The following is a 20,203-nucleotide window of genomic DNA, read 5'->3' as shown; positions in this document are numbered from 1 at the left end:
CACTTTGCCGCCACTTTGCCGCCACTATGTGGCAGAAAAACATAAGGCCACCCGCTTGGGTAGCCTTAAGTCATTGAATTCTAAATGGTGCCCGGGGTCGGACTCGAACCGACACGTATTGCTACGGCGGATTTTGAATCCGCTGCGTCTACCGATTTCGCCACCCGGGCAGCTGCGAGGGATTATACGAATGGCGCTTGGCCATGCAAGGTGTTTTTCTTGCCCCCACCGTTGTTTGCTCATTTATTCAACGCCTTGCCGATGCCAGGCCAGTTACATAGAATGCCCGCATCATATTAATGGAATAATCATCATGGCCAAGCGCAAGACCCCCTCCCCTCTCCAGCCTGCTCCCCGGCATCCGTCCGCCGGTCTGCTGCGCCGTCTCGGCGCCCTGCTCTATGACTATCTGGTGGTGATTGCCCTGCTGATCATCGCCGGCTTCATCGGCATGGGGGTGGCCCACCTGCTGCTGGCCACCGGCATGGCGCACGTTCCCGAGGGCAAGGATGCCGCCTGGCTGCTCACCAGCCCCCTCTATAGCGCCTGGCTGGCCTTCGTCATCTGCGGTTTCTACACCTGGTTCTGGGTCCGCGCCGGCCAGACCATCGGCATGCGGGCCTGGCGCCTGCGCATCCAGAACCTGGACGGCAGCAACATTCGCGTCACCCAGGCCCTGATCCGGCTCGCTACCTCGGCCTTTGGCCTGGGCAACCTGCTGTGTGTGTTCAATCGCGCCCGCCCCCGCGCCTTCCAGGACATCTGGGCCGAGTGCGAGGTGGTGGTGCTTGGCAAGACGGAAAACCTGGAGCAGCTCAATCGCTGATCCCAAGACGGCAACGAAAAAGGGCACCCCGAGGTGCCCTTTTTGTTGACCAGAACTGACTGCTTGCAGCCCAGAACCTTGACGGAAACGGTGCATCGAGAGCAATGGCCGCCTTTTGTCAGCAGCCCGCCGTCCTTCAGGCCGCTACTGCTTGCGGCTCAGGATATAGAAGGAGATGCCGCCAAACAGCAGGCTGGGTGCGATGGCCGCGAGGATGGGCGGGACCGCATAGACCAGGCTGACCGGGCCGAACACCCTGTCGCTCACATAGACCGCGAAGCCGGTCATGATCCCCATCAGCATCCGCGCCCCCATGCTCACCGAGCGCAGCGGACCGAAGATGAAGGAGGAGGCGAGCAGTATCATGGCCACCACTGAGAGCGGTGAGAGCAGCTTACGCCACATCTCCAGCTTGTAGCGTCCGGCATCCTGCTTGTTAGCATCCAGATAACCGATGTAGTCCCGCAGCCCCGAGATGGGCAGGTTCTCGGGATCGATGCTGACCACCCCGAGCTGCTTGGGGGTCAGCTCGGATTGCCAGGCCATCTGGGCATGCTCTTCGTCCTGGATCCGGGTGGGATCGTCAAACCGGGTGATGTGCACCTGTTTCAGCAGCCAGTGGTGATCCTCGAACACCCCCTCCTTCGCCTGCACCACGTCGATCAGGTTGCGGGACGGAGTGAAGCGGTAGAGGGTGATGCCGGTCAGGGCGCCATCGTTGCGCACCCCGTTGATGTTGACGAAGTTGTTGCCATCCCGTGCCCAGACCCCGTAGGCCGAGACCGTAAGCCGCCCTTCCGACATGGCCCCCGCCTTGATGTCATCCGCCATCCGCTTGGCGGCCGGTGCGACGTACTCTCCCATCAGCCCCACCAGCAGCATCAGGGGAATGGCGGTCTTGAGCGCCGCCATGACGATGCTGATCTTGGAGCGTCCCGCCGCCTGCATCACCACCAGCTCGGAGCTGGTCGCGAGCTGGCCCAGACCGATGAGGCCACCGAGCAGGGCAGCCAGGGGGAAGAAGAGCACCGCCTCCTTGGGCATGGAGAGCAGCACGTAGTAGAGGGCGTTGAGCATGTCGTAGTTGCCTTCCCCGACCGCCTTCAACTGCTCCACGTACTTGATGAGCGCGGCGAGCCCGACCAGGGTCAGCTCGCACAGCAGGATCGACATGAAGATGACCCTGCCTATGTATCTATCGAGAATGCCGAACATCAGCAGAGACTCCCAGGTTGCAGCATCACGCTGACTTTCTCTTGAACAATTGCCCTTTGACCCCGTTCCACCAGCTGGTGCCCTGCAGGTTGAGAGGCAACCCTATCAGCAGCAGATAGACCAGGGGCACCAGGAACATCCCGGGCCAGTGGGGCAGACGCCCGCTGTCGATGGCCGACCGGGCGGCACTGAGCAGCAGGAAATAGGAGAGATAGAGCAGGATGGCCGGCAGCAGCTTGGCGTAACGCCCCTGACGGGGATTGACCCGCGCCATCGGCACCACCAGGAAGGTGAGCACCAGGATGGAGAGGGGCAGCGACAGGCGCCACTGCAATTCGGCCATCAGCTGATTGTCCTGGGTGCCGAGCAATGCCAGGGTCGGCTTGGCCGCCGCCTTGCGGTTGGATCGCTCCATCTCCTGCTGGCGGATCACCAGGCTGTATTCACGGAACTCCGAGACCTGGAACTGCTTGCCGGTGAAATGCCCCTCGTAGCGCGAGCCATCGGTCAGGGTCAGCCACTGCAAGCCGTTGCTGTCGGCGGTCACCTGCCCCTCGTTGGCCACCACCACTGACGGGGGTGAGCCACCCTCGGCCCGTTGCAGCACGAAGATTTTCTGCAACTCCGACCCCTTGTCGTTCAGATCCTGGATGTAGGCCACCAGGCGCCCCTTGTCGAGCTCCATGAAGCGGCCGGCCTGCAGGAAAGAGATACCGGGATCGGCCTTGAACTCGTCGATCACCTGGTACTCCCGCTCCTTGGCCTGGGGGGCGACCCAGCCGGTGTTGAACGCCGCGACGGCGGCGGTCAGCAAGGCCAGCACCAGGGCGCTGCCCATGATGAAACGGTGACTGAAACCCACCGCGTGCATCACCGTCATCTCGCTTTCCGCGTACAAACGGCCGTGAGCAAACAGAATGGCTAAAAACAGACTGATAGGCAGCATCAACAACGCCATATTCGGCAGGTTGAGCAGCAGGAGGGTGGATACCAGGCGCGTCGGCACCTCACCATCGGCGGCATCGCCAATGATCTGGATAAATTGCTGGCTGACGAAGATAAGCAGCAGCACGAACAGCACCGCCAGCTGGGTTTTCAGGGTCTCCCTGAACAAATATCGGAAAACGATCACAGTCATTCCCAAGTAAACTTGTGTTTTTAGTCGAATGCCTGAAAAATAGGGCCCTATATTGGATTTTTACCAGTTTGAACTGCGGAGCCTGTGACTGTTCGCTCCGCCTCTGATACCCCAACAAGCACCGCATTATTCAATAAATGGTGCCTTTTGTCTTTAGGATGTAGGAGATTCCATGGAGTTCAGTGTAAAGAGTGGCAGTCCTGAGAAGCAACGCAGTGCCTGCGTCGTGGTCGGCGTTTTTGAGCCCCGCCGCCTCTCTCCGGTTGCCGAACAGCTGGACAAGATCAGCGACGGCTACCTCAGCTCGCTGCTGCGCCGTGGCGACCTGGAAGGGAAACCGGGCCAGATGCTGCTGCTGCATCAAGTACCGGGCGTGCTCAGCGAGCGCGTACTGCTGGTCGGGTGCGGCAAGGAGCGCGAACTCGACGAGCGCCAGTACAAGCAGATCATCAACAAGACCATCACCACCCTGAACGAAACCGGCTCCATGGAGGCGGTCTGCTTCCTGACCGAGCTGCACGTCAAGGGTCGGGATACCTACTGGAAGGTGCGTCAGGCGGTTGAAACCACCAAGGCGGGCCTCTACAGCTTCGATCAGTTCAAGACCAACAAGGCCGAACCGCGCCGTCCGCTGCGCAAGCTGGTCTTCAACGTGCCGACGCGTCGGGAACTGACCATAGGCGAGCGCGCCATCAACCACGGCCTGGCCGTGGCGAAAGGGGTGCGCATCTGCCGCGACGTGGCGAACATGCCGCCCAACGTCTGCAATCCCGCCTACCTCGCCTCCCAGGCCCGCCGTCTGGCGGATGCCTATGACAACATCACCACCAGGGTGGTGGGGGAGCAGGAGATGGCCGAGCTCGGCATGAACTCCTACCTGGCAGTGGCCCGCGGCTCCGAGAACGAAGCCATGATGGCCATCATCGAGTACAAGGGCAACGCCGACGCCAAGCCCATCGTGCTGGTGGGCAAGGGGCTGACCTTCGACTCCGGCGGCATCTCCATCAAGCCGGCAGACGGCATGGACGAGATGAAGTACGACATGGGTGGCGCCGCCTCCGTGCTCGGCACCATGCACGCCCTGGCCCAGTTGCAGCTGCCCATCAACGTCATCGGCGTGCTGGCGGGCTGCGAGAACATGCCGGGGGGCAACGCCTACCGCCCCGGTGACATCCTCACTACCATGTCCGGCCAGACCGTCGAGGTGCTCAATACCGACGCCGAAGGCCGCCTGGTGTTGTGCGATGCCCTCACCTATGTGGACCGCTACGATCCCGAGACCGTGATCGACGTGGCGACCCTGACCGGTGCCTGCATCATCGCCCTTGGCCACCATACCTCTGGCCTCTTGGCGAACCACAACCCCCTGGCCCACGAGCTGCTCAACGCCTCCGAACAGGCCGGCGATCGCGCCTGGCGCCTGCCCCTGTTCGACGAGTATCAGGAGCAGCTGGAAAGCCCGTTCGCGGACATGGCCAACATCGGTGGCCGTCCGGCCGGTACCATCACCGCCGCTGCCTTCCTGTCGCGCTTCACCAAGAAATACAACTGGGCCCACCTGGATATCGCAGGGACCGCCTGGAAGAGCGGCAAGGAGAAGGGCTCCACTGGCCGTCCTGTGCCCCTGCTGACCCAGTTCCTGCTCAACCGGGCCGGCGTGGCGGACGTCGAAGACAAGGAGTGATCCCCTTCCCCATCGACTCGAAGAGCGATGCGAGAAGGCGTTACCCTGTATCACAAGGAAGAGGCCTGCCTCTTCCTTGTTTCATTGAGAGAATCCGGGAAGTCCGTGCCAGACGCGGCTCCCGAAGACGGCCAATCGCTGTCCGTCACAGCCAAACGGGACCGACCTGATGAGCCAAGTGACCTTTTACCTGATGAGCCAGCCCGATGATGCGGATGCCTCCGCCGTCGAGCGCCTCGCCTGCCAGCTTGCGGCCGATGGCTGGAGCGCAGGCCACCTCTATCTGCTGTGCGAGGACGAGGCCCAGGCCCTGCGTCTGGACGAGCTGTTGTGGCAGTTGCCGCCCGATCGCTTCGTGCCGCACCAGTTGCAGGGGGAGAGCGGTCAGGCTCCGGTGGAGATAGGCCATCAGCCGCCACGGCGGCGCTATGCCTGCCTCATCAACCTGGCCCGGCAGACACCTTTGTTTGCAGGACACTTCGCTCAAGTGGTAGATTTTGTCCCCACTGACGAAACGCAAAAGCAGCAAGCCCGCGAGCGCTACAAGCACTATCGCCAGGCGGGCCATACCCTCGAGATGAGGGATCAGCCCGTCCTTGCCGCACCGGATCCGGCGCAGCCCTGACTGTGCCACCCTCGATCCACGACGAATCAACACCAGACTCCATCCATCCAGAATACGGCGAGACCATGGAAAAGACTTTTAATCACAACGCCATCGAACAGGCGCTCTATCAGCACTGGGAAGCCCAGGGTTACTTCAAGCCCCACGGCGACACCAGCAAAGACTCCTTCTGCATCATGATCCCGCCGCCGAACATCACCGGCAGCCTGCACATGGGTCACGCCTTCCAGCAGACCCTGATGGACACCCTGATCCGCTACAACCGCATGCAGGGCAAGAACACCCTGTGGCAGGCGGGTACCGACCACGCCGGTATCGCCACCCAGATGGTGGTTGAGCGCAAGATCGCCGCAGAAGAGGGCAAGACCCGCCACGATTACGGCCGGGAAGCCTTCATCGACAAGATCTGGCAGTGGAAGGAAGAGTCCGGTGGCACCATCACCCGTCAGATGCGCCGTCTGGGTGACTCCGTGGATTGGGAGCGCGAGCGCTTCACCATGGATGAGGGCCTCTCCGCCGCCGTCCAGGAAGTGTTCGTGCGCCTGTACGAAGACGGCCTGATGTACCGCGGCAAGCGTCTGGTGAACTGGGATCCCAAGCTCAACACCGCCATCTCCGACCTGGAAGTGGAAAACCGCGAGATCAAGGGCCACATGTGGCACCTTCGCTACCCGCTGGCCAACGGCGCCAAGACCGCCGAAGGCCAGGATCACCTGATCGTCGCCACCACCCGTCCGGAAACCATGCTGGGTGATACCGCCGTGGCCGTGAACCCGGAAGACCCCCGCTACAAGGCGCTGATCGGCCAGCACATCCTGCTGCCGCTGGTGAACCGTCTGATCCCCATCGTTGCCGACGAACACGCCGACATGGAGAAAGGCACCGGCTGCGTGAAGATCACCCCGGCCCACGACTTCAACGACAACGAAGTGGGCAAGCGCCACAACCTGCCGATGATCAACATCTTCACCCTGGACGCCCACGTGCGTGCCGAGGCCGAAGTGGTCGATACCAATGGCAACCCCAGCACCGCCTATGACGCCGCCCTGCCGACCGAGTTCGCCGGGATGGAGCGCTTCGCCGCCCGCAAGGCCATCGTCGCCAAGCTGGACGAGCTGGGCCTCCTGGCCGAGATCAAGGATCATGTGCTGCAACAGCCTTACGGCGATCGCGGCGGCGTGCCCATCGAGCCCATGCTGACCGACCAGTGGTACGTGCGCGTGGCCCCCATGGCCAAGACCGCCATCGAGGCGGTGGAAGATGGCCGCATCCAGTTCGTGCCGAAGCAGTACGAAAACATGTACTTCTCCTGGATGCGCGACATTCAGGACTGGTGCGTCTCCCGTCAGCTGTGGTGGGGTCACCGCATCCCGGCATGGTATGACGATGCCGGCAACGTCTACGTGGGCCGCAACGAAGAGGAAGTGCGCGCCAAGCACAGCATCCCGTCCGTGACCGTGCTGCGTCAGGACGAAGACGTGCTCGACACCTGGTTCAGCTCCGCCCTGTGGACCTTCTCCACCCTGGGCTGGCCGAACAACACCGAGGCACTCAAGACCTTCCACCCGACCGACGTGCTGATGAGCGGCTTCGACATCATCTTCTTCTGGATTGCCCGGATGATCATGATGACCATGCACTTCATCAAGGACGAGAACGGCCAGCCGCAAGTCCCGTTCAAGACCGTCTACATCACCGGCCTCATCCGTGACGAAGAAGGCCAGAAGATGTCCAAGTCCAAGGGCAACGTGCTGGACCCCCTCGACATGATCGACGGCATCTCCCTGGAAGACCTGCTGGAGAAGCGCACCGGCAACATGATGCAGCCGCAGATGGCCGAGAAGATCGCCAAGCGCACCGCCAAGCAGTTCCCGGAAGGGATCAATGCCCACGGCACCGACGCCCTGCGCTTCACCCTTGCGGCGCTGGCCTCTACCGGTCGTGACATCAACTGGGACATGAAGCGCCTGGATGGCTACAACAACTTCTGCAACAAGCTGTGGAACGCCTCCCGCTATGTGCTGATGAACACCGAAGATCAGGATTGCGGCTTCTCTTCGCAAGGGAATGGTGGCGAGATGCAGTTCAGCCTGGCGGATCGCTGGATCCAGTCCCAGCTGCAAGTGGCCATCCGGGACTTCCGTACCGCCCTCGATACCTACCGCTTCGACATCGCGGCAGGCGTCTTGTACGAATTTATCTGGAACCAGTTCTGTGACTGGTATCTGGAGCTGACCAAGCCGGTATTGACCAAGGGTTCCGAGGCCGAGCAGCGCGCTGCCCGCCACACCCTCGTTAGCGTCCTCGAGACCCTGCTGCGCCTGGCTCACCCGATCATCCCGTTCATCACCGAGACCATCTGGAAATCGGTCGCCCCGCTGGCCGGCGTACACGCCGACACCATCATGATTCAGGCCTTCCCGGAATTCGACGCCGCCAGGGTGGACGAAGCCGCGATGGCGGATCAGGAGTGGGTGAAGGAGTTCATCGTCAGCATCCGCAACATCCGCGCCGAGATGAACGTGGCCCCGAGCGTCCCCCTCAACGTGCTGCTCCAGTGCGATGCCAAGGATGCCCAGCGCGCCCAGGGCAACGAGGCCTTCCTCAAGTCGCTGGCCCGTCTGGAATCCATCCGCGTACTGGCGGACGGTGAAACCGCCCCGCTGTCGGTCAAAAAATTGATCGGTGCTACCGAGCTGATGATCCCGATGGCTGGTCTCATCGACAAGGATGCCGAGCTGGCCCGTCTGGCCAAAGAGGTTGCCCGTCTGGTGGGCGAGTGCGGCCGCATCGAAGGCAAGCTCGGCAACGAAGCCTTCGTCGCCAAGGCGCCGGAAGCGGTCATCATCAAGGAGCGCGAGAAGCTGGAAGATTACCGTCTCCAGCTGACCAAGCTGGAAGCCCAGCAGGCCGAGATCGCAGCGCTCTAAGCCACAGCGCAACATGACAAGCCCCCGTTTATCGGGGGCTTTTTCATGTCATGGGTTCAGTTCTCTCTCTCCTGCCCCGCAGTTTTATCCCTCCCGCCGGGGCGATATTCAAAAATTCACGAGCCAAATCACCTCCTTTCACAAGCGCAGAGCCCGCAAATTCATTACACTGCCAGCGGTCTTTTCTATCGGGAGTGCTGCTGCAGTATGGAAATATTGATCCTGTTTGGATTGATTTTGCTCAATGGCGTCTTCGCCATGTCGGAAATCGCCATCGTGACGGCACGCAAGGCACGCCTCGCCAAAATGGCGAGCGAAGGGAGCCGCTCCGCCGCCATCGCCCTCAAGCTCGGGGAAGATCCGACCCATTTCCTTTCCGCCGTACAGATCGGCATCACCAGCATCGGCCTGCTCAACGGTATCTATGGCGAGTCCCTGCTGGCCCAGCCCTTCGCCCTCTGGCTGCAGGAGTGGGGGCTCTCCCCCAAGAGCAGCAGCCTGCTCGCCACCGTCATCGTGGTCGTGCTGGTCACCTATCTCTCCATCGTGGTAGGGGAGCTCGTACCCAAACGCCTCGGACAGCTCAGCGCCGAGCGCATTGCCTGTCTGGTAGCCCGCCCCATGCTCTGGCTGGCGACCCTGACCCGTCCCTTCGTCTGGTTGCTCTCCGCCTCCACCAACGCCAGCCTGCGGCTGCTGCGGGTCGATCAGCGCAGCAGCAACAACGTCACTCAGGAGGAGATCCACGCCATGCTGGTGGAGGGCTCCGAAGCGGGGGTGATCGAGGACCATGAGCACACTATGTTGCGCAACGTGTTCCGCCTCGACGAACGCAGCCTGGCCTCCCTGATGGTGCCGCGCAGCGACATCCGCTATCTGGACCTGTCACTGCCGCTGGAAGTGAACCTCCAACGTCTGGTGGAGTATCGCCACAGCTTCTTCCCTGTCTGTGACGGCAGCCTGTCGGATCTCGTCGGCATCCTCAACGTCAGCAAGGTGCTGCACGCCTACATCAAGGGAGAGCCCATCGATCTGGCGGCGCTGACCCAGGACGGCAGCCTGCTGCCGGAGACCCTGAACGGCCTGGAGCTGCTCAACCACTTCCGTACCCACTCCGAGCACATGGTGCTGGTGGTGGACGAGTATGGCGAACTGCAGGGGCTGGTCACCCAGCAGGATCTGCTGGAAACCCTGGCCGGCGACTTCCAGCAGGAAGATGGGGAGGACAACTGGGCCTTCCAGCGCGCCGACGGCAGCTGGCTGCTCGACGGCCTCATTCCACTGCCAGAATTGAAGGACTGTCTGGAGCTGGTTCGTCTGCCGGAAGAAGAAAAACATCACTATCACACCCTTGGAGGGCTTATCATGCTGCTCCTTGGCCGCCTTCCCCAGACCGGAGACCTGGTCACCCTGGAACAGTGGCAACTGGAAATCGTGGATATGGACGGCCTGCGCATCGACAAGGTACTTGCCATGCCCTTGACCGACCAACCCAGCTAACCTGCGGAGTTTGCATGTATGGAGCAGTTTTACCACCTGGCTCACGCCTTTATGCATCAGGATCTGGCGACACTCTCTGATCCCAAGATGGTCTTCATGGTCTATGTCGTCCTGCTGACCTTCCTGGTGCTCGAGAATGGCTTTATCCCCACCGCCTTCCTGCCAGGGGATACCCTGCTGATCCTGACCGGCGTGCTGATCTATCAGGGGGTGTTGCCGATGGCGGTGGTCCCGCTGCTGATCATGGCGACCTTCGTCGGTACCTGGCTTGGCTACATGCAGGGGCGTTTCCTCGGCCACACCCGGATGTATCACAGGCTGATGTCACACCTCGATGACAAGCACAAGGAGAAGGTGCACTACCTGCTCAACAAGTACGGCATCATCACCCTGATCACCGCCCGCTACATCGCCTTCGTGCGTACCGCCTACCCCTACATCGTCGGTGCCAACGAGATCCCCCAGGGGCGCTTCCTGGTGGTCAACCTGATCAGCTCCATCATGTGGATCTGCCCCCTGGTCGGGCTGGGTTACTACCTGAGCCACACCAAGCTGGCCGCGCAGTATGAGTCCCAATTTCTCAGCGTCATTATCTACCTGCCGGTCGTGCTGCTGGTGGGCGGCCTCATCGCTCTGGTCTGGCGCTGGTGGAGCAGACGCAAGCCCGGCGTCTCCAGAGAGTGAGACAAACCACAGGGTCGCCCACAGGCGGCCCTTTTTTATGGAAAATAGTGGCGAATTCCCCCAGCTCGCTCTTGTAAAGCAGGGGCAAAAATGAGTGAATCTAGCGCCTTTTTTCGCTGTGGATGGAGTTGGTTGTATGGGGTGTTGGATTCGCGCAATCGCGCTGGTAGGTGGATTGATGGGACTGCTGGGTTCGCAGACAGCCCTGGCGACCCCCGACCCGGCCAAGCTGCAGCTCAAATCGGGCAGTGCCCTGGTGATGGACGTCAACACCGGCAAGACCCTGTATCAGAAAAACCCCACCCGGGTGCGCCCCATCGCCTCCCTCACCAAGCTGATGACGGCGCTGGTGGTGCTGGATGCCCGCCAGAACCTCAATCAGACCCTGACCATCGATCAGAACGACAGGGACAACATCAAGCACACCTATTCACGGGTGCGCATGGGCACCCAGGTCAGCCGCCGCGACGCCCTGCATCTGGCGCTGATGTCCTCCGAGAACCGCATGGCCTCGGCGCTTGCCCGCCACTACCCGGGGGGTCGCCAGGCCTTCATCCGCGCCATGAACAACAAGGCCAGACAGCTCGGCATGCGCAACACCCGCTACTATGACTCCACCGGTCTCTCCACCCGCAACGTCTCCACCGCCCAGGATCTGGCCAAGCTCCTCTCTGCGGCCTATCGACAGCCGCTGATCCGTGAATTCACCCAGGACACCAGCAGGGAGATGCGCTTTCACAAGCCGGCCTACAGCCTGATGTTCAACAATACCAACCCGCTGGTGAAGAACCCGGACTGGGATGTACGCCTCTCCAAGACAGGCTATACCGACGAAGCGGGCCGCTGCCTGCTGATGCGTGCCAAACCGGATCGTCAGGAGCTCGCCATCGTACTGCTCAACTCGGTGGGCAAACGCACCCCTGTCGGGGATGCCAACCGCATCCGCAAGTGGCTGAAAAGCTGATTCTCTCCACGAAGACATGAAAGGATGCCGCGGCATCCTTTTTATTGCCCGCCAAACGCCTCAGCAAGCCGCCAGAGAGCGCCAGCCCCGCACAGCATAGTGCGTATGGTAAGGGCACCCAGGTCCACAGGCACGGCCACGGGATGCCTCAGCAGCCTGCCAGGCAAGACACGTGGAGAGTGGTGACCCGGGGGCACGTGCAGCAAGGGGGAACCGTCCCCCATGGGAGCGTCAGGGAGAAGGGCACGAGAGAGACAACCCCATGATGGGGAGGAGGATATCGCCCATAAAAAAACAGCCCCGACTGACGTCGAGGCTGTCTGTATGGTGCGCCCGAGAGGATTCGAACCTCTGACCACCTGGTTCGTAGCCAGGTACTCTATCCAGCTGAGCTACGGGCGCTCACAACTTGTTGCACTGCTTGAAATATGGTGCGCCCGAGAGGATTCGAACCTCTGACCACCTGGTTCGTAGCCAGGTACTCTATCCAGCTGAGCTACGGGCGCTCATAAATTGTTGCACTGCTTGAAACATGGTGCGCCCGAGAGGATTCGAACCTCTGACCACCTGGTTCGTAGCCAGGTACTCTATCCAGCTGAGCTACGGGCGCTCATAAATCATTGTATTGCTTGAAATGGTGCGCCCGAGAGGATTCGAACCTCTGACCACCTGGTTCGTAGCCAGGTACTCTATCCAGCTGAGCTACGGGCGCCCTGTTTTCAAACGATAAAAAAAGCTTACTCAACAGTAAGCCTTCTTTAGTGCCGACTTGCTGATGGTCAACACATGACTCCAAGAGTCAAATATGGTGCGCCCGAGAGGATTCGAACCTCTGACCACCTGGTTCGTAGCCAGGTACTCTATCCAGCTGAGCTACGGGCGCAAAATGGCGGAGAAGGGGGGATTCGAACCCCCGATGCGGGTATAAGCCGCATACTCCCTTAGCAGGGGAGCGCCTTCAGCCTCTCGGCCACCTCTCCGTTTGCGGGGCTGATAATACTTCACAGGGATTTTTAGTCAAACACTTTTTTGGAGAAAACAGAGCGTTCGCTCAGCATTTGGCCAAAGAGTGGAATATTCAAGCAATATCGACACTTACCCAGTAGTTACGCGCTCTGCAGGCCGATTTGCAGGCCCCTGAAAAACAAAAGGCGACATCCGGGATGTCGCCTTCAGGCAGCCATGAAATGGCTTAGAAATTCGGTTGGCCCGGGACTTTCTCGGCCTGTATCCGCATGTAGATCTCTTCGCGGTGTACGGAAACCTCTTTCGGTGCATTCACACCGATACGAACCTGGTTCCCTTTTACGCCCAGTACGGTAACGGTTACTTCGTCACCAATCATCAGGGTTTCCCCTACACGACGAGTCAAAATAAGCATTCGCTTGCTCCTGTATCCTGTTTTGTATTTATATCGATATGCGCCATTATCTTACAAAGATACCGATATGGTAAATGGTTGAAACTAAATCAATCAGGGATTGTTTCCCAAGGGCTGCTCATGAGGCTCTTGATCCAACCCGAACGCCGAGTGCAACGAACGCACGGCCAGCTCCAGGTACTTCTCGTCAATCACCACGGATATCTTGATTTCAGAGGTGGAGATCAGCTGCATGTTGATCCCTTCCTCACCCAATACCTTGAACATGGTGCGCGCTACACCAGGATGATTCCACATGCCGACCCCGACGATGGAGACCTTGGCGATCTCTCCGTTGCCCTGCACGCAGGCGGCCCCCAGCTCGCTGGCGGTCTCCTCCAGCAAGGCGCGGGCCCGGCGATAATCATCGCGATTCACCGTGAAGGTGAAGTCGGCGGTACCATCCCCCATGGTGTTCTGCACTATCATGTCGACATCTATGTTGGCGTCGCTGATCGGATTCAGGATCTGCGCGGCCACGGTCGGCCTGTCCGGCACACCCAGAATGGTCAGGCTGGCCTCGTTGCGATTGAACGCAATGCCGGATACCAGGGGTGCTTCCATCCTCTCACCTCCATATGTGATTAAGGTTCCCTCTCCGTCGACGAAACTCGACAGCACCCTTAGCGGCACGCGGTACTTGCCCGCGAACTCGACCGAACGGATCTGCAACACCTTGGCACCGAGACTCGCCATCTCGAGCATCTCCTCGAAGGTGATGGTATCGAGGCGACGCGCCTTGGGCTCGATGCGCGGATCCGTGGTATACACCCCGTCCACATCGGTAAAGATCTGGCACTCATCGGCCTTGATGGCCGCAGCCACGGCCACCGCGGTGGTATCCGAACCCCCTCGGCCCAAGGTCGTGATGGCATTGTGCTCATCGCGCCCCTGGAAACCGGCAATCACCACCACCTTGCCGGCACCGAGTGCGGCTTCCACCTCCTCGGTGTCGATACGGGTGATGCGCGCCTTGCCATAGGCGGAGTCGGTGTGGATGCGGACCTGATCACCGGTCATCGAGACTGCGGGGCAACCGCGCTTGTTGAGCGCAATCGCCAGCAGCGCAATGGTGACCTGCTCACCGGTGGAGATCAGCACATCCATCTCGCGCCGGTTGGCATCCTGGTCCAGCTGCTGGGCCATGCCCAGCAACCGGTTGGTTTCGCCCGACATGGCGGAGACCACCACCACCACGTCATGTCCCTGGGCACGGGTCAGTTGAACCCGCTCAGCAACTGCCTCGATCCGCTCCAGCGTGCCGACCGAGGTGCCACCGTACTTCTGTACATAGAGTGCCACAGATCACCTCGCCCGCTTACAGGCGCTCTTCCAGCCAGGAGTGAACGGATTGCAGCGCCGCCGGCACCGCCTCAGGCTGGGTACCACCCGCCTGTGCCATGTCGGGACGACCACCGCCCTTGCCACCCACCTGCTGGGCCACCAGATTGACCAGCTCACCAGCTTTGACCTTGCCGGTCAGGTCATTGGTCACGCCCGCGATCAGGTTGACCTTGCCATCACTGCTGGTTGCCAGCAGCACGACACCGGATTTCATCTGGTTCTTCAGCTCGTCCAGCATGCCGCGCAGGGATTTGGGGTCGACCCCTTCCAGGGCGGCAACCAGCACCTTCTGGCCATTGATGTCGATGACCTGACTCAGCAGATCGTTACCCGCCTGCGCCGCCAGCTTCGCCTTGAGCTGTTCCAGCTCGCGCTCCATCATCTTGGCCTTGTCCAGTACCTGGCGAACCTTGTCGGCGATGGAGAACTGATCGCCCTTCACCAGCGCGGCGGCCTCTTCGATCTGTTCACCCAGCTGGTGCATCAGATCGATGGCGCTCTTGCCGGTGACCGCTTCGATACGGCGCACGCCCGCCGCGATGCCGCTCTCGGCAATGATCTTGAAGAAGCCGATATCACCGGTGCGCTTGGCGTGAGTACCGCCGCACAGCTCGGTGGAGTAGTCGCCCATGCGTACCACGCGCACATCGTCTTCATATTTCTCGCCAAACAGCGCCATGGCACCGGCTGACTTGGCCTCTTCCAGCCCCATCAGCTGGGTCGCCACCTCGTGGTTGGCACGGATCTGGGCGTTGACGAGCTCCTCGATCCGGCGAATGGTCGCCATGGTCAGCCCTTCGAAGTGGGAGAAGTCGAAGCGCATGCGCTCGGCGCCCACCAGGGATCCTTTCTGGGTCACGTGCTCACCCAGCGCCTGGCGCAAGGCCGCGTGCAACAGGTGAGTCACGGAGTGGTTAAGGGCGATGGCCTGACGACGGTCGCCATCGACCACGGCCTCGACCTCGGCTCCCTTCTCCAGGGTACCCAGTTCCAGATAGCCCTTGTGGATGATCGCCTTGCCCGCTTTCTGGGTGTCGGTGACGGCGAAGATGCCGTCATCCACCTTGAGGATGCCGCTGTCACCCACCTGACCGCCGGACTCCGCATAGAAGGGAGTCTCCGCCAGCACGATCACTGCCTCTTCACCGGCGATGAGGCCATTGACCTCGACACCATCCTTGTAGATACCGACCACCTGGGTGTTCTGGCTCAGTTGCTTGTAACCGGTAAAGGGGGTCTCGAAATCGAGCTTCAGCACGTCGTTGTAGTTCACACCGAAACTGGAAGCCTCTTTCGCACGGGCGCGCTGCTTCTCCATCTCAGCCTTGAAGCCCTCTTCGTCGATGCCGATCTCGCGCTCGCGCACCACGTCGGCGGTCAGGTCGGCCGGGAAGCCGTATGTGTCATAGAGCTTGAACACCACTTCACCCGGGATCACCTTGGCATCACCGAGGTTGGCCAGGGCGTCTTCCAGCAGCAGCAGACCTCTGTCCAGCGTGCGGACGAACTGCTCCTCCTCGATGCGCAACACTCGCTCGACCAGCGGCAGCTGGGCGATCAGTTCCGCCGCCACATCCTTCATCTGCACGGCCAGCTCGGCAGCCAGCTTGTAGAAGAAGACGTCGGTAGCACCCAGCTTGCGGCCGTGACGCACGGCGCGGCGGATGATGCGGCGCAGTACGTAGCCGCGACCTTCATTGGAGGGCATGACACCGTCAGCCACCAGGAAGGCGCAGGAACGGATGTGGTCCGCGATGACGCGCAGGGACTGGTTGCTCAGATCCGTGGTGCCGACAATCTCGGCCGCCTTCTTGATCAACGCCTGGAAGATGTCGATCTCATAGTTGGAGTGCACCCCCTGCATGATGGCGGAGATCCGCTCCAGACCCATGCCGGTATCCACGGACGGACGGGGCAGCGGCTCCATGGTGCCGTCAGCCTGACGGTTGAACTGCATGAAGACCACGTTCCAGATCTCGATGAAGCGGTCGCCATCCTCTTCCGGTGAACCGGGAGGGCCACCCCAGATGTGATCGCCGTGGTCGTAGAAGATCTCGGTGCAGGGACCGCATGGGCCGGTATCGCCCATGGCCCAGAAGTTGTCGGATGCATAAGGAGCACCCTTGTTGTCACCGATGCGCACGATGCGATCGGCCGGCACGCCGACCTCTTTTTCCCAGATGTCGAAGGCTTCGTCATCAGTCGCGTAGACGGTCACCAGCAGGCGCTCTTTGGGCAGCTTGAGGGTACCGGTCAGGAATTCCCATGCAAACCGGATGGCGTCCTGTTTGAAGTAGTCACCGAAGCTGAAGTTGCCCAGCATCTCGAAGAAGGTATGGTGACGGGCGGTATAGCCGACGTTTTCCAGGTCATTGTGCTTGCCGCCAGCCCGCACGCAACGCTGGGCCGTGGTGGCACGGTGATAGGCACGCTTGTCGGCGCCAAGGAACACGTCCTTGAACTGGTTCATCCCTGCGTTGGTGAACAGCAGGGTCGGATCGTTGTGCGGTACCAGCGAGCTGGAAGAGACAACCTGGTGTCCCTGGGTGCGGAAATACTCGAGAAACGCAGCGCGAATCTCTGACGTGGACATGTACATGGAAAATCCTGCTTGATTCGAATACGGACTTTTAACCGCATTAATGTAAGTTTTCTGCAGGGTAAAGTAAAACGTGGGGACCCTTGGCGGGTGAAATAGCCCCCAAGGGGCCAGCGTTTGGCAGCAGCACCCACAAGCACGTCGCAACAGGGGGGCTTCGGGATGCCTCGCTTGACCACAGGGCCGCCATCGACAGACCCGGCGAAGGGCTGATATTCCCCACCAGCCGCACCGCACACCAAGGGAAATCCTGCCCATAGGTCCAACCTCGGCGCGCCACTATTGCTCACCTTGCATGGCTGAGAGGGCGTAACGGGCTTGCTCCTGGGTAAAACCACGACCCGTCAGATATTTGAGCCACTTCATGCGCAGTTTGAAGTCGGCAAAGTCGGTCGCCTTTGCCCGACGCGACAACAACGCAAGCGCCAGTTCGAACCAGTCGAGCTCGGGTTGATCCAGGGCCGCCTCGATCTGGGTGTCATCCAGCCCCTTGCGGCGCAGGTCGAAGCGGATCCTGAGCGGACCATGGCCTTTGGCCGCACCGGCCCGCACCGCCATGGCACCGTAACGATCGTCATTGACCCAGCCATAGCCACGGCAATGGTCGAGTACAACGGCGACCACCTCCTCCTCGAATCCCTTCTGACGCAGGCGTCTGGCCAGCTCCGACTCGGCACTTTCGCGGCGGGCAAGACTGCGCATGGCAAAGGTGCGGGCGGCGGCGACCTGCTCTTCAAAGGTCAATTCGACGGGCTCGCCCGGCTCGTTCACTGATTCATCCACCATAAACAACAAGGCCGGGTATCAACCCGGCCTTTCCTCATTCCTTATTCGAACTCTTGTTCGTTTTCGGCTTCAAACTCGGCGTATTCGGCAGCCGTGGCCTTCTCCTCCACCGGCGCGGCGCCGGAGAGCAGCAGCTCGCGCAGCTTCACTTCCACCTCGGCAGCCAGTGCCTTGTTTTCGGAGAAGAGCTTCATCACGTTGGCTTTACCCTGGCCGATCTTCTCTCCGTTGTAGCTGTACCAGGCACCCGCCTTGTCGATCAGCTTGTGCTTGACGCCGAGATCCACCAGCTCGCCCTCCTTGGAGATGCCGGCACCATAGAAGATCTGGAATTCAGCCTGCTTGAAGGGTGGCGCCACCTTGTTCTTGACGACCTTGACGCGGGTCTCGTTACCGACCACTTCGTCCCCTTCCTTGATGGCGCCGGTACGACGGATGTCCAGGCGCACAGAGGCGTAGAACTTCAGAGCGTTACCACCGGTAGTGGTCTCCGGGCTGCCGAACATGACACCGATCTTCATCCGGATCTGGTTGATGAAGATGCATAGGCAGTTGGCGTTCTTGATGTTGGCGGTCAATTTACGCAGCGCCTGGGACATCAGTCGGGCCTGCAGGCCGACGTGGGAGTCACCCATCTCCCCTTCGATTTCCGCTTTCGGGGTCAGGGCCGCCACGGAGTCGACGATGATGACGTCGACGGCATTGGAGCGCACCAGCATGTCGCAAATCTCCAGTGCCTGTTCACCGGTATCCGGCTGGGAGATGAGCAGGTCGTCGACGTTGACGCCCAGCTTGGCGGCATAGATAGGATCCAGTGCGTGCTCCGCATCGACGAAGGCACAGGTCTTGCCCTTCTTCTGGGCTTCGGCGATCACCTGCAGGGTCAGCGTGGTTTTACCGGACGATTCCGGACCGTAGATCTCGACGATACGACCGCACGGCAGACCACCGATCCCCAGCGCCACGTCCAGAGAGAGAGAGCCGGTGGAGATGGCTTCGATATCCATGGTCTTGCTGTCGCCCAGACGCATGATGGAGCCTTTGCCAAACTGCTTTTCGATCTGGCCCAGCGCAGCCGCCAGTGCCTTCTGTTTGTTCTGATCCATGCCAATCTCCGCTGGGAATCGTGAGTAAGAAGTGAAGTTGGGCTAAGTATACTGTTTATGCATACAGTATCAAGCCCAATTTATTTGAGCAGTGCCAGGAGTCCGGACAAGGCCTGTCTGACCGCCTGCTGGCGCACCTGATGGCGATCCCCATCGAAACGGGTGAGCAGGGAGTGGTGACGACCGGTACGATCTGCCCAGGCAAACCAGACAGTGCCGACCGGTTTCTCCTCGCTGCCACCACCAGGCCCGGCGATACCGCTGATGGCCACGCAGATACCCGCATCGGAGCGAGCCAGGCAGCCCCGAGTCATCTCCAGCACCACGGGTTCGCTGACGGCACCGTGGCGCAACAGGCTGTCGATGCTGACGCCGAGCATCTGCTGTTTGGCTTCGTTGGTGTAGGTCACGAAACCGCGATCGAACCAGGCCGAGCTGCCGGCAGTATCCGTGATGGCAGTGGCAACCCCGCCGCCGGTGCAGGATTCCGCCGTGGCGGCCAGCCAGCCTCTGGCCAGCAGTGCCTCGCCCAGTTCCCGGGATAAGCGGGAGATCTCTGCCTCAAGTCCCATCATCGCGTCCTCTTCCGGCCTCTTCCAGGCGAAATATGGCGCTCATTATGCAGTTGCCCCGCTCCTCGGGCAACCGACCCCGGGGCCACTGCGTCAGCAAGTTGTCGCCGCTTAAGCTCCAGTACATGGCTGCTCGTTATCATGTTCCAACACCGCCATGCATGCGGTTTCCATCCCATCAGACCAAGGAGAAAGCCGGATGATGCATCCGTTCAACGTCGCCATGACAGCCCTCGCAATGTGTATCGCCACCCATGCCTTTGCCACCGAGGGCACCGCCGAGCTGCAGAGCGAGACCACCCTGGCCCAGGAGCTGAACCTCTCCAGCGCCCAGGTGGAGCAGATCAAGGGGCTGCGCGAGCAGGCCACCAGGGAGCTGGGCTCAATCAAGCTCGATGCCATCGGCCAGGACGTCATCGTCAACATGATCAAGTCCGGCAAATGGGATGAAGTGGCGGCGAGGAAGCAGTTGCAGACCATCAGCGACGTACAGGCCGAGGCCCGCTACCATCGCGCCCACTACCTCTTCGAGGTGAGCCGGGTGCTGACGCCCGAGCAGAAAGCCAAGCTGCACGAGATGCTGAGTGGCGGCGAGGCCATGTACTAAGGGCGACACTCTCCCCGTCTCTCCCATCCCCGCATCCGTGCGGGGATGCTATTTCTCCTCCCCCATGCCTCTTTTCGGCCAGGCTCCCCCCAGGCCACTCTGGTCAGCATCATCCGGATGCACAGATCCGCGACGGGATGCCGGCTTTGCCCCCAAGACGGAGATTCCTCCTCACCATCTTGCCTCGAGCATGTAGAATGGCC

16 protein-coding genes and 7 tRNA genes are annotated in these 20,203 nt (G+C 60.8%); 8 read left to right on the top strand and 15 right to left on the bottom strand.

The window, feature by feature from the left end:
* Positions 1–85: 85 nt before the first annotated feature.
* Positions 86–170 (bottom strand) — tRNA-Leu (locus J9893_RS06310).
* A gap of 143 nt (positions 171–313) precedes the next feature.
* Between J9893_RS06310 and J9893_RS06305 the strand changes: the two genes are divergently transcribed.
* Entirely contained in the window at positions 314–826 is a 513-nt protein-coding gene (locus tag J9893_RS06305; RefSeq protein ID WP_010672963.1) for an RDD family protein, read from the top strand.
* Between the two features lie 144 nt (positions 827–970).
* Here the strand turns inward: J9893_RS06305 and lptG are convergent, their stop codons facing one another.
* Together lptG and lptF are read right to left on the bottom strand one after the other, a co-directional pair.
* Positions 971–2,041, bottom strand: coding sequence for an LPS export ABC transporter permease LptG (lptG, locus tag J9893_RS06300; RefSeq protein WP_010672962.1), 1,071 nt, complete (start codon positions 2,039–2,041; stop codon positions 971–973).
* 25 nt (positions 2,042–2,066) lie between these two features.
* Complete coding sequence (lptF, locus tag J9893_RS06295) at positions 2,067–3,179, bottom strand: LPS export ABC transporter permease LptF (RefSeq protein WP_162540537.1); 1,113 nt, start codon at positions 3,177–3,179, stop codon at positions 2,067–2,069.
* A 172-nt stretch (positions 3,180–3,351) separates the two neighbouring features.
* On the opposite strand from lptF, the gene pepA reads away from it, so the two are divergent.
* The 6 genes from pepA to pbpG all read left to right on the top strand — a co-directional run bounded on the left by pepA (position 3,352) and on the right by pbpG (position 11,566).
* A complete protein-coding gene (pepA, locus tag J9893_RS06290) occupies positions 3,352–4,863 on the top strand; it encodes a leucyl aminopeptidase (protein WP_010672960.1) in 1,512 nt (503 codons plus the stop codon).
* Between the two features lie 169 nt (positions 4,864–5,032).
* Positions 5,033–5,488, top strand: a complete 456-nt coding sequence (locus J9893_RS06285) for a DNA polymerase III subunit chi (RefSeq protein WP_010672959.1) — start codon at positions 5,033–5,035, stop codon at positions 5,486–5,488.
* A 65-nt stretch (positions 5,489–5,553) separates the two neighbouring features.
* Positions 5,554–8,418: a valine--tRNA ligase gene (locus tag J9893_RS06280; RefSeq protein ID WP_210600926.1), complete on the top strand. Its 2,865-nt coding sequence runs from the start codon at positions 5,554–5,556 to the stop codon at positions 8,416–8,418.
* A gap of 207 nt (positions 8,419–8,625) precedes the next feature.
* Entirely contained in the window at positions 8,626–9,918 is a 1,293-nt protein-coding gene (locus tag J9893_RS06275) for a hemolysin family protein (RefSeq protein ID WP_029313724.1), read from the top strand.
* 18 nt (positions 9,919–9,936) lie between these two features.
* Positions 9,937–10,602 (top strand): DedA family protein, encoded by a 666-nt coding sequence (locus J9893_RS06270; RefSeq protein WP_039040923.1) that lies wholly within the window; start codon positions 9,937–9,939, stop codon positions 10,600–10,602.
* A gap of 136 nt (positions 10,603–10,738) precedes the next feature.
* A complete protein-coding gene (gene pbpG / locus J9893_RS06265; RefSeq protein ID WP_029313722.1) occupies positions 10,739–11,566 on the top strand; it encodes a D-alanyl-D-alanine endopeptidase in 828 nt (275 codons plus the stop codon).
* Between the two features lie 325 nt (positions 11,567–11,891).
* Here the strand turns inward: pbpG and J9893_RS06260 are convergent.
* The 12 genes from J9893_RS06260 to pncC all read right to left on the bottom strand — a co-directional run bounded on the left by J9893_RS06260 (position 11,892) and on the right by pncC (position 19,393).
* A tRNA-Arg gene (locus tag J9893_RS06260) sits at positions 11,892–11,968 on the bottom strand.
* 27 nt (positions 11,969–11,995) lie between these two features.
* A tRNA-Arg gene (locus J9893_RS06255) sits at positions 11,996–12,072 on the bottom strand.
* A 27-nt stretch (positions 12,073–12,099) separates the two neighbouring features.
* Positions 12,100–12,176 (bottom strand) — tRNA-Arg (locus tag J9893_RS06250).
* Positions 12,177–12,201: 25 nt separating this feature from the next.
* Positions 12,202–12,278, bottom strand: a tRNA-Arg gene (locus J9893_RS06245).
* 94 nt (positions 12,279–12,372) lie between these two features.
* Positions 12,373–12,449, bottom strand: a tRNA-Arg gene (locus J9893_RS06240).
* 4 nt (positions 12,450–12,453) lie between these two features.
* Positions 12,454–12,546 (bottom strand) — tRNA-Ser (locus J9893_RS06235).
* Between the two features lie 212 nt (positions 12,547–12,758).
* On the bottom strand, positions 12,759–12,947 hold the full coding sequence (gene csrA / locus J9893_RS06230) for a carbon storage regulator CsrA (protein ID WP_005315760.1): 189 nt from the start codon (positions 12,945–12,947) through the stop codon (positions 12,759–12,761).
* Positions 12,948–13,040: 93 nt separating this feature from the next.
* Positions 13,041–14,288 (bottom strand): aspartate kinase, encoded by a 1,248-nt coding sequence (locus tag J9893_RS06225; protein WP_069652249.1) that lies wholly within the window; start codon positions 14,286–14,288, stop codon positions 13,041–13,043.
* A gap of 16 nt (positions 14,289–14,304) precedes the next feature.
* Positions 14,305–16,929 (bottom strand): alanine--tRNA ligase, encoded by a 2,625-nt coding sequence (alaS, locus tag J9893_RS06220; RefSeq protein WP_041212325.1) that lies wholly within the window; start codon positions 16,927–16,929, stop codon positions 14,305–14,307.
* Positions 16,930–17,208: 279 nt separating this feature from the next.
* Complete coding sequence (locus J9893_RS06215) at positions 17,209–17,715, bottom strand: regulatory protein RecX (RefSeq protein WP_210600925.1); 507 nt, start codon at positions 17,713–17,715, stop codon at positions 17,209–17,211.
* A gap of 41 nt (positions 17,716–17,756) precedes the next feature.
* Positions 17,757–18,821, bottom strand: coding sequence for a recombinase RecA (recA, locus tag J9893_RS06210; protein WP_043154135.1), 1,065 nt, complete (start codon positions 18,819–18,821; stop codon positions 17,757–17,759).
* Between the two features lie 80 nt (positions 18,822–18,901).
* On the bottom strand, positions 18,902–19,393 hold the full coding sequence (gene pncC, locus J9893_RS06205; RefSeq protein ID WP_210600929.1) for a nicotinamide-nucleotide amidase: 492 nt from the start codon (positions 19,391–19,393) through the stop codon (positions 18,902–18,904).
* 199 nt (positions 19,394–19,592) lie between these two features.
* Between pncC and J9893_RS06200 the strand changes: the two genes are divergently transcribed.
* Positions 19,593–20,000 carry a Spy/CpxP family protein refolding chaperone gene (locus tag J9893_RS06200; protein WP_052815400.1) on the top strand — a complete coding sequence of 136 codons (408 nt, stop codon included), beginning with the start codon at positions 19,593–19,595 and terminating at the stop codon, positions 19,998–20,000.
* Positions 20,001–20,203: the final 203 nt, after the last annotated feature.

This window comes from Aeromonas sp. MaB10011B (assembly GCF_017939325.1).
Taxonomy (GTDB): Bacteria; Pseudomonadota; Gammaproteobacteria; order Enterobacterales; family Aeromonadaceae; genus Aeromonas; species Aeromonas caviae.
Note: the sequence above shows the minus strand (reverse complement) of the source record. Positions and strands in the feature narration are given on the sequence as shown.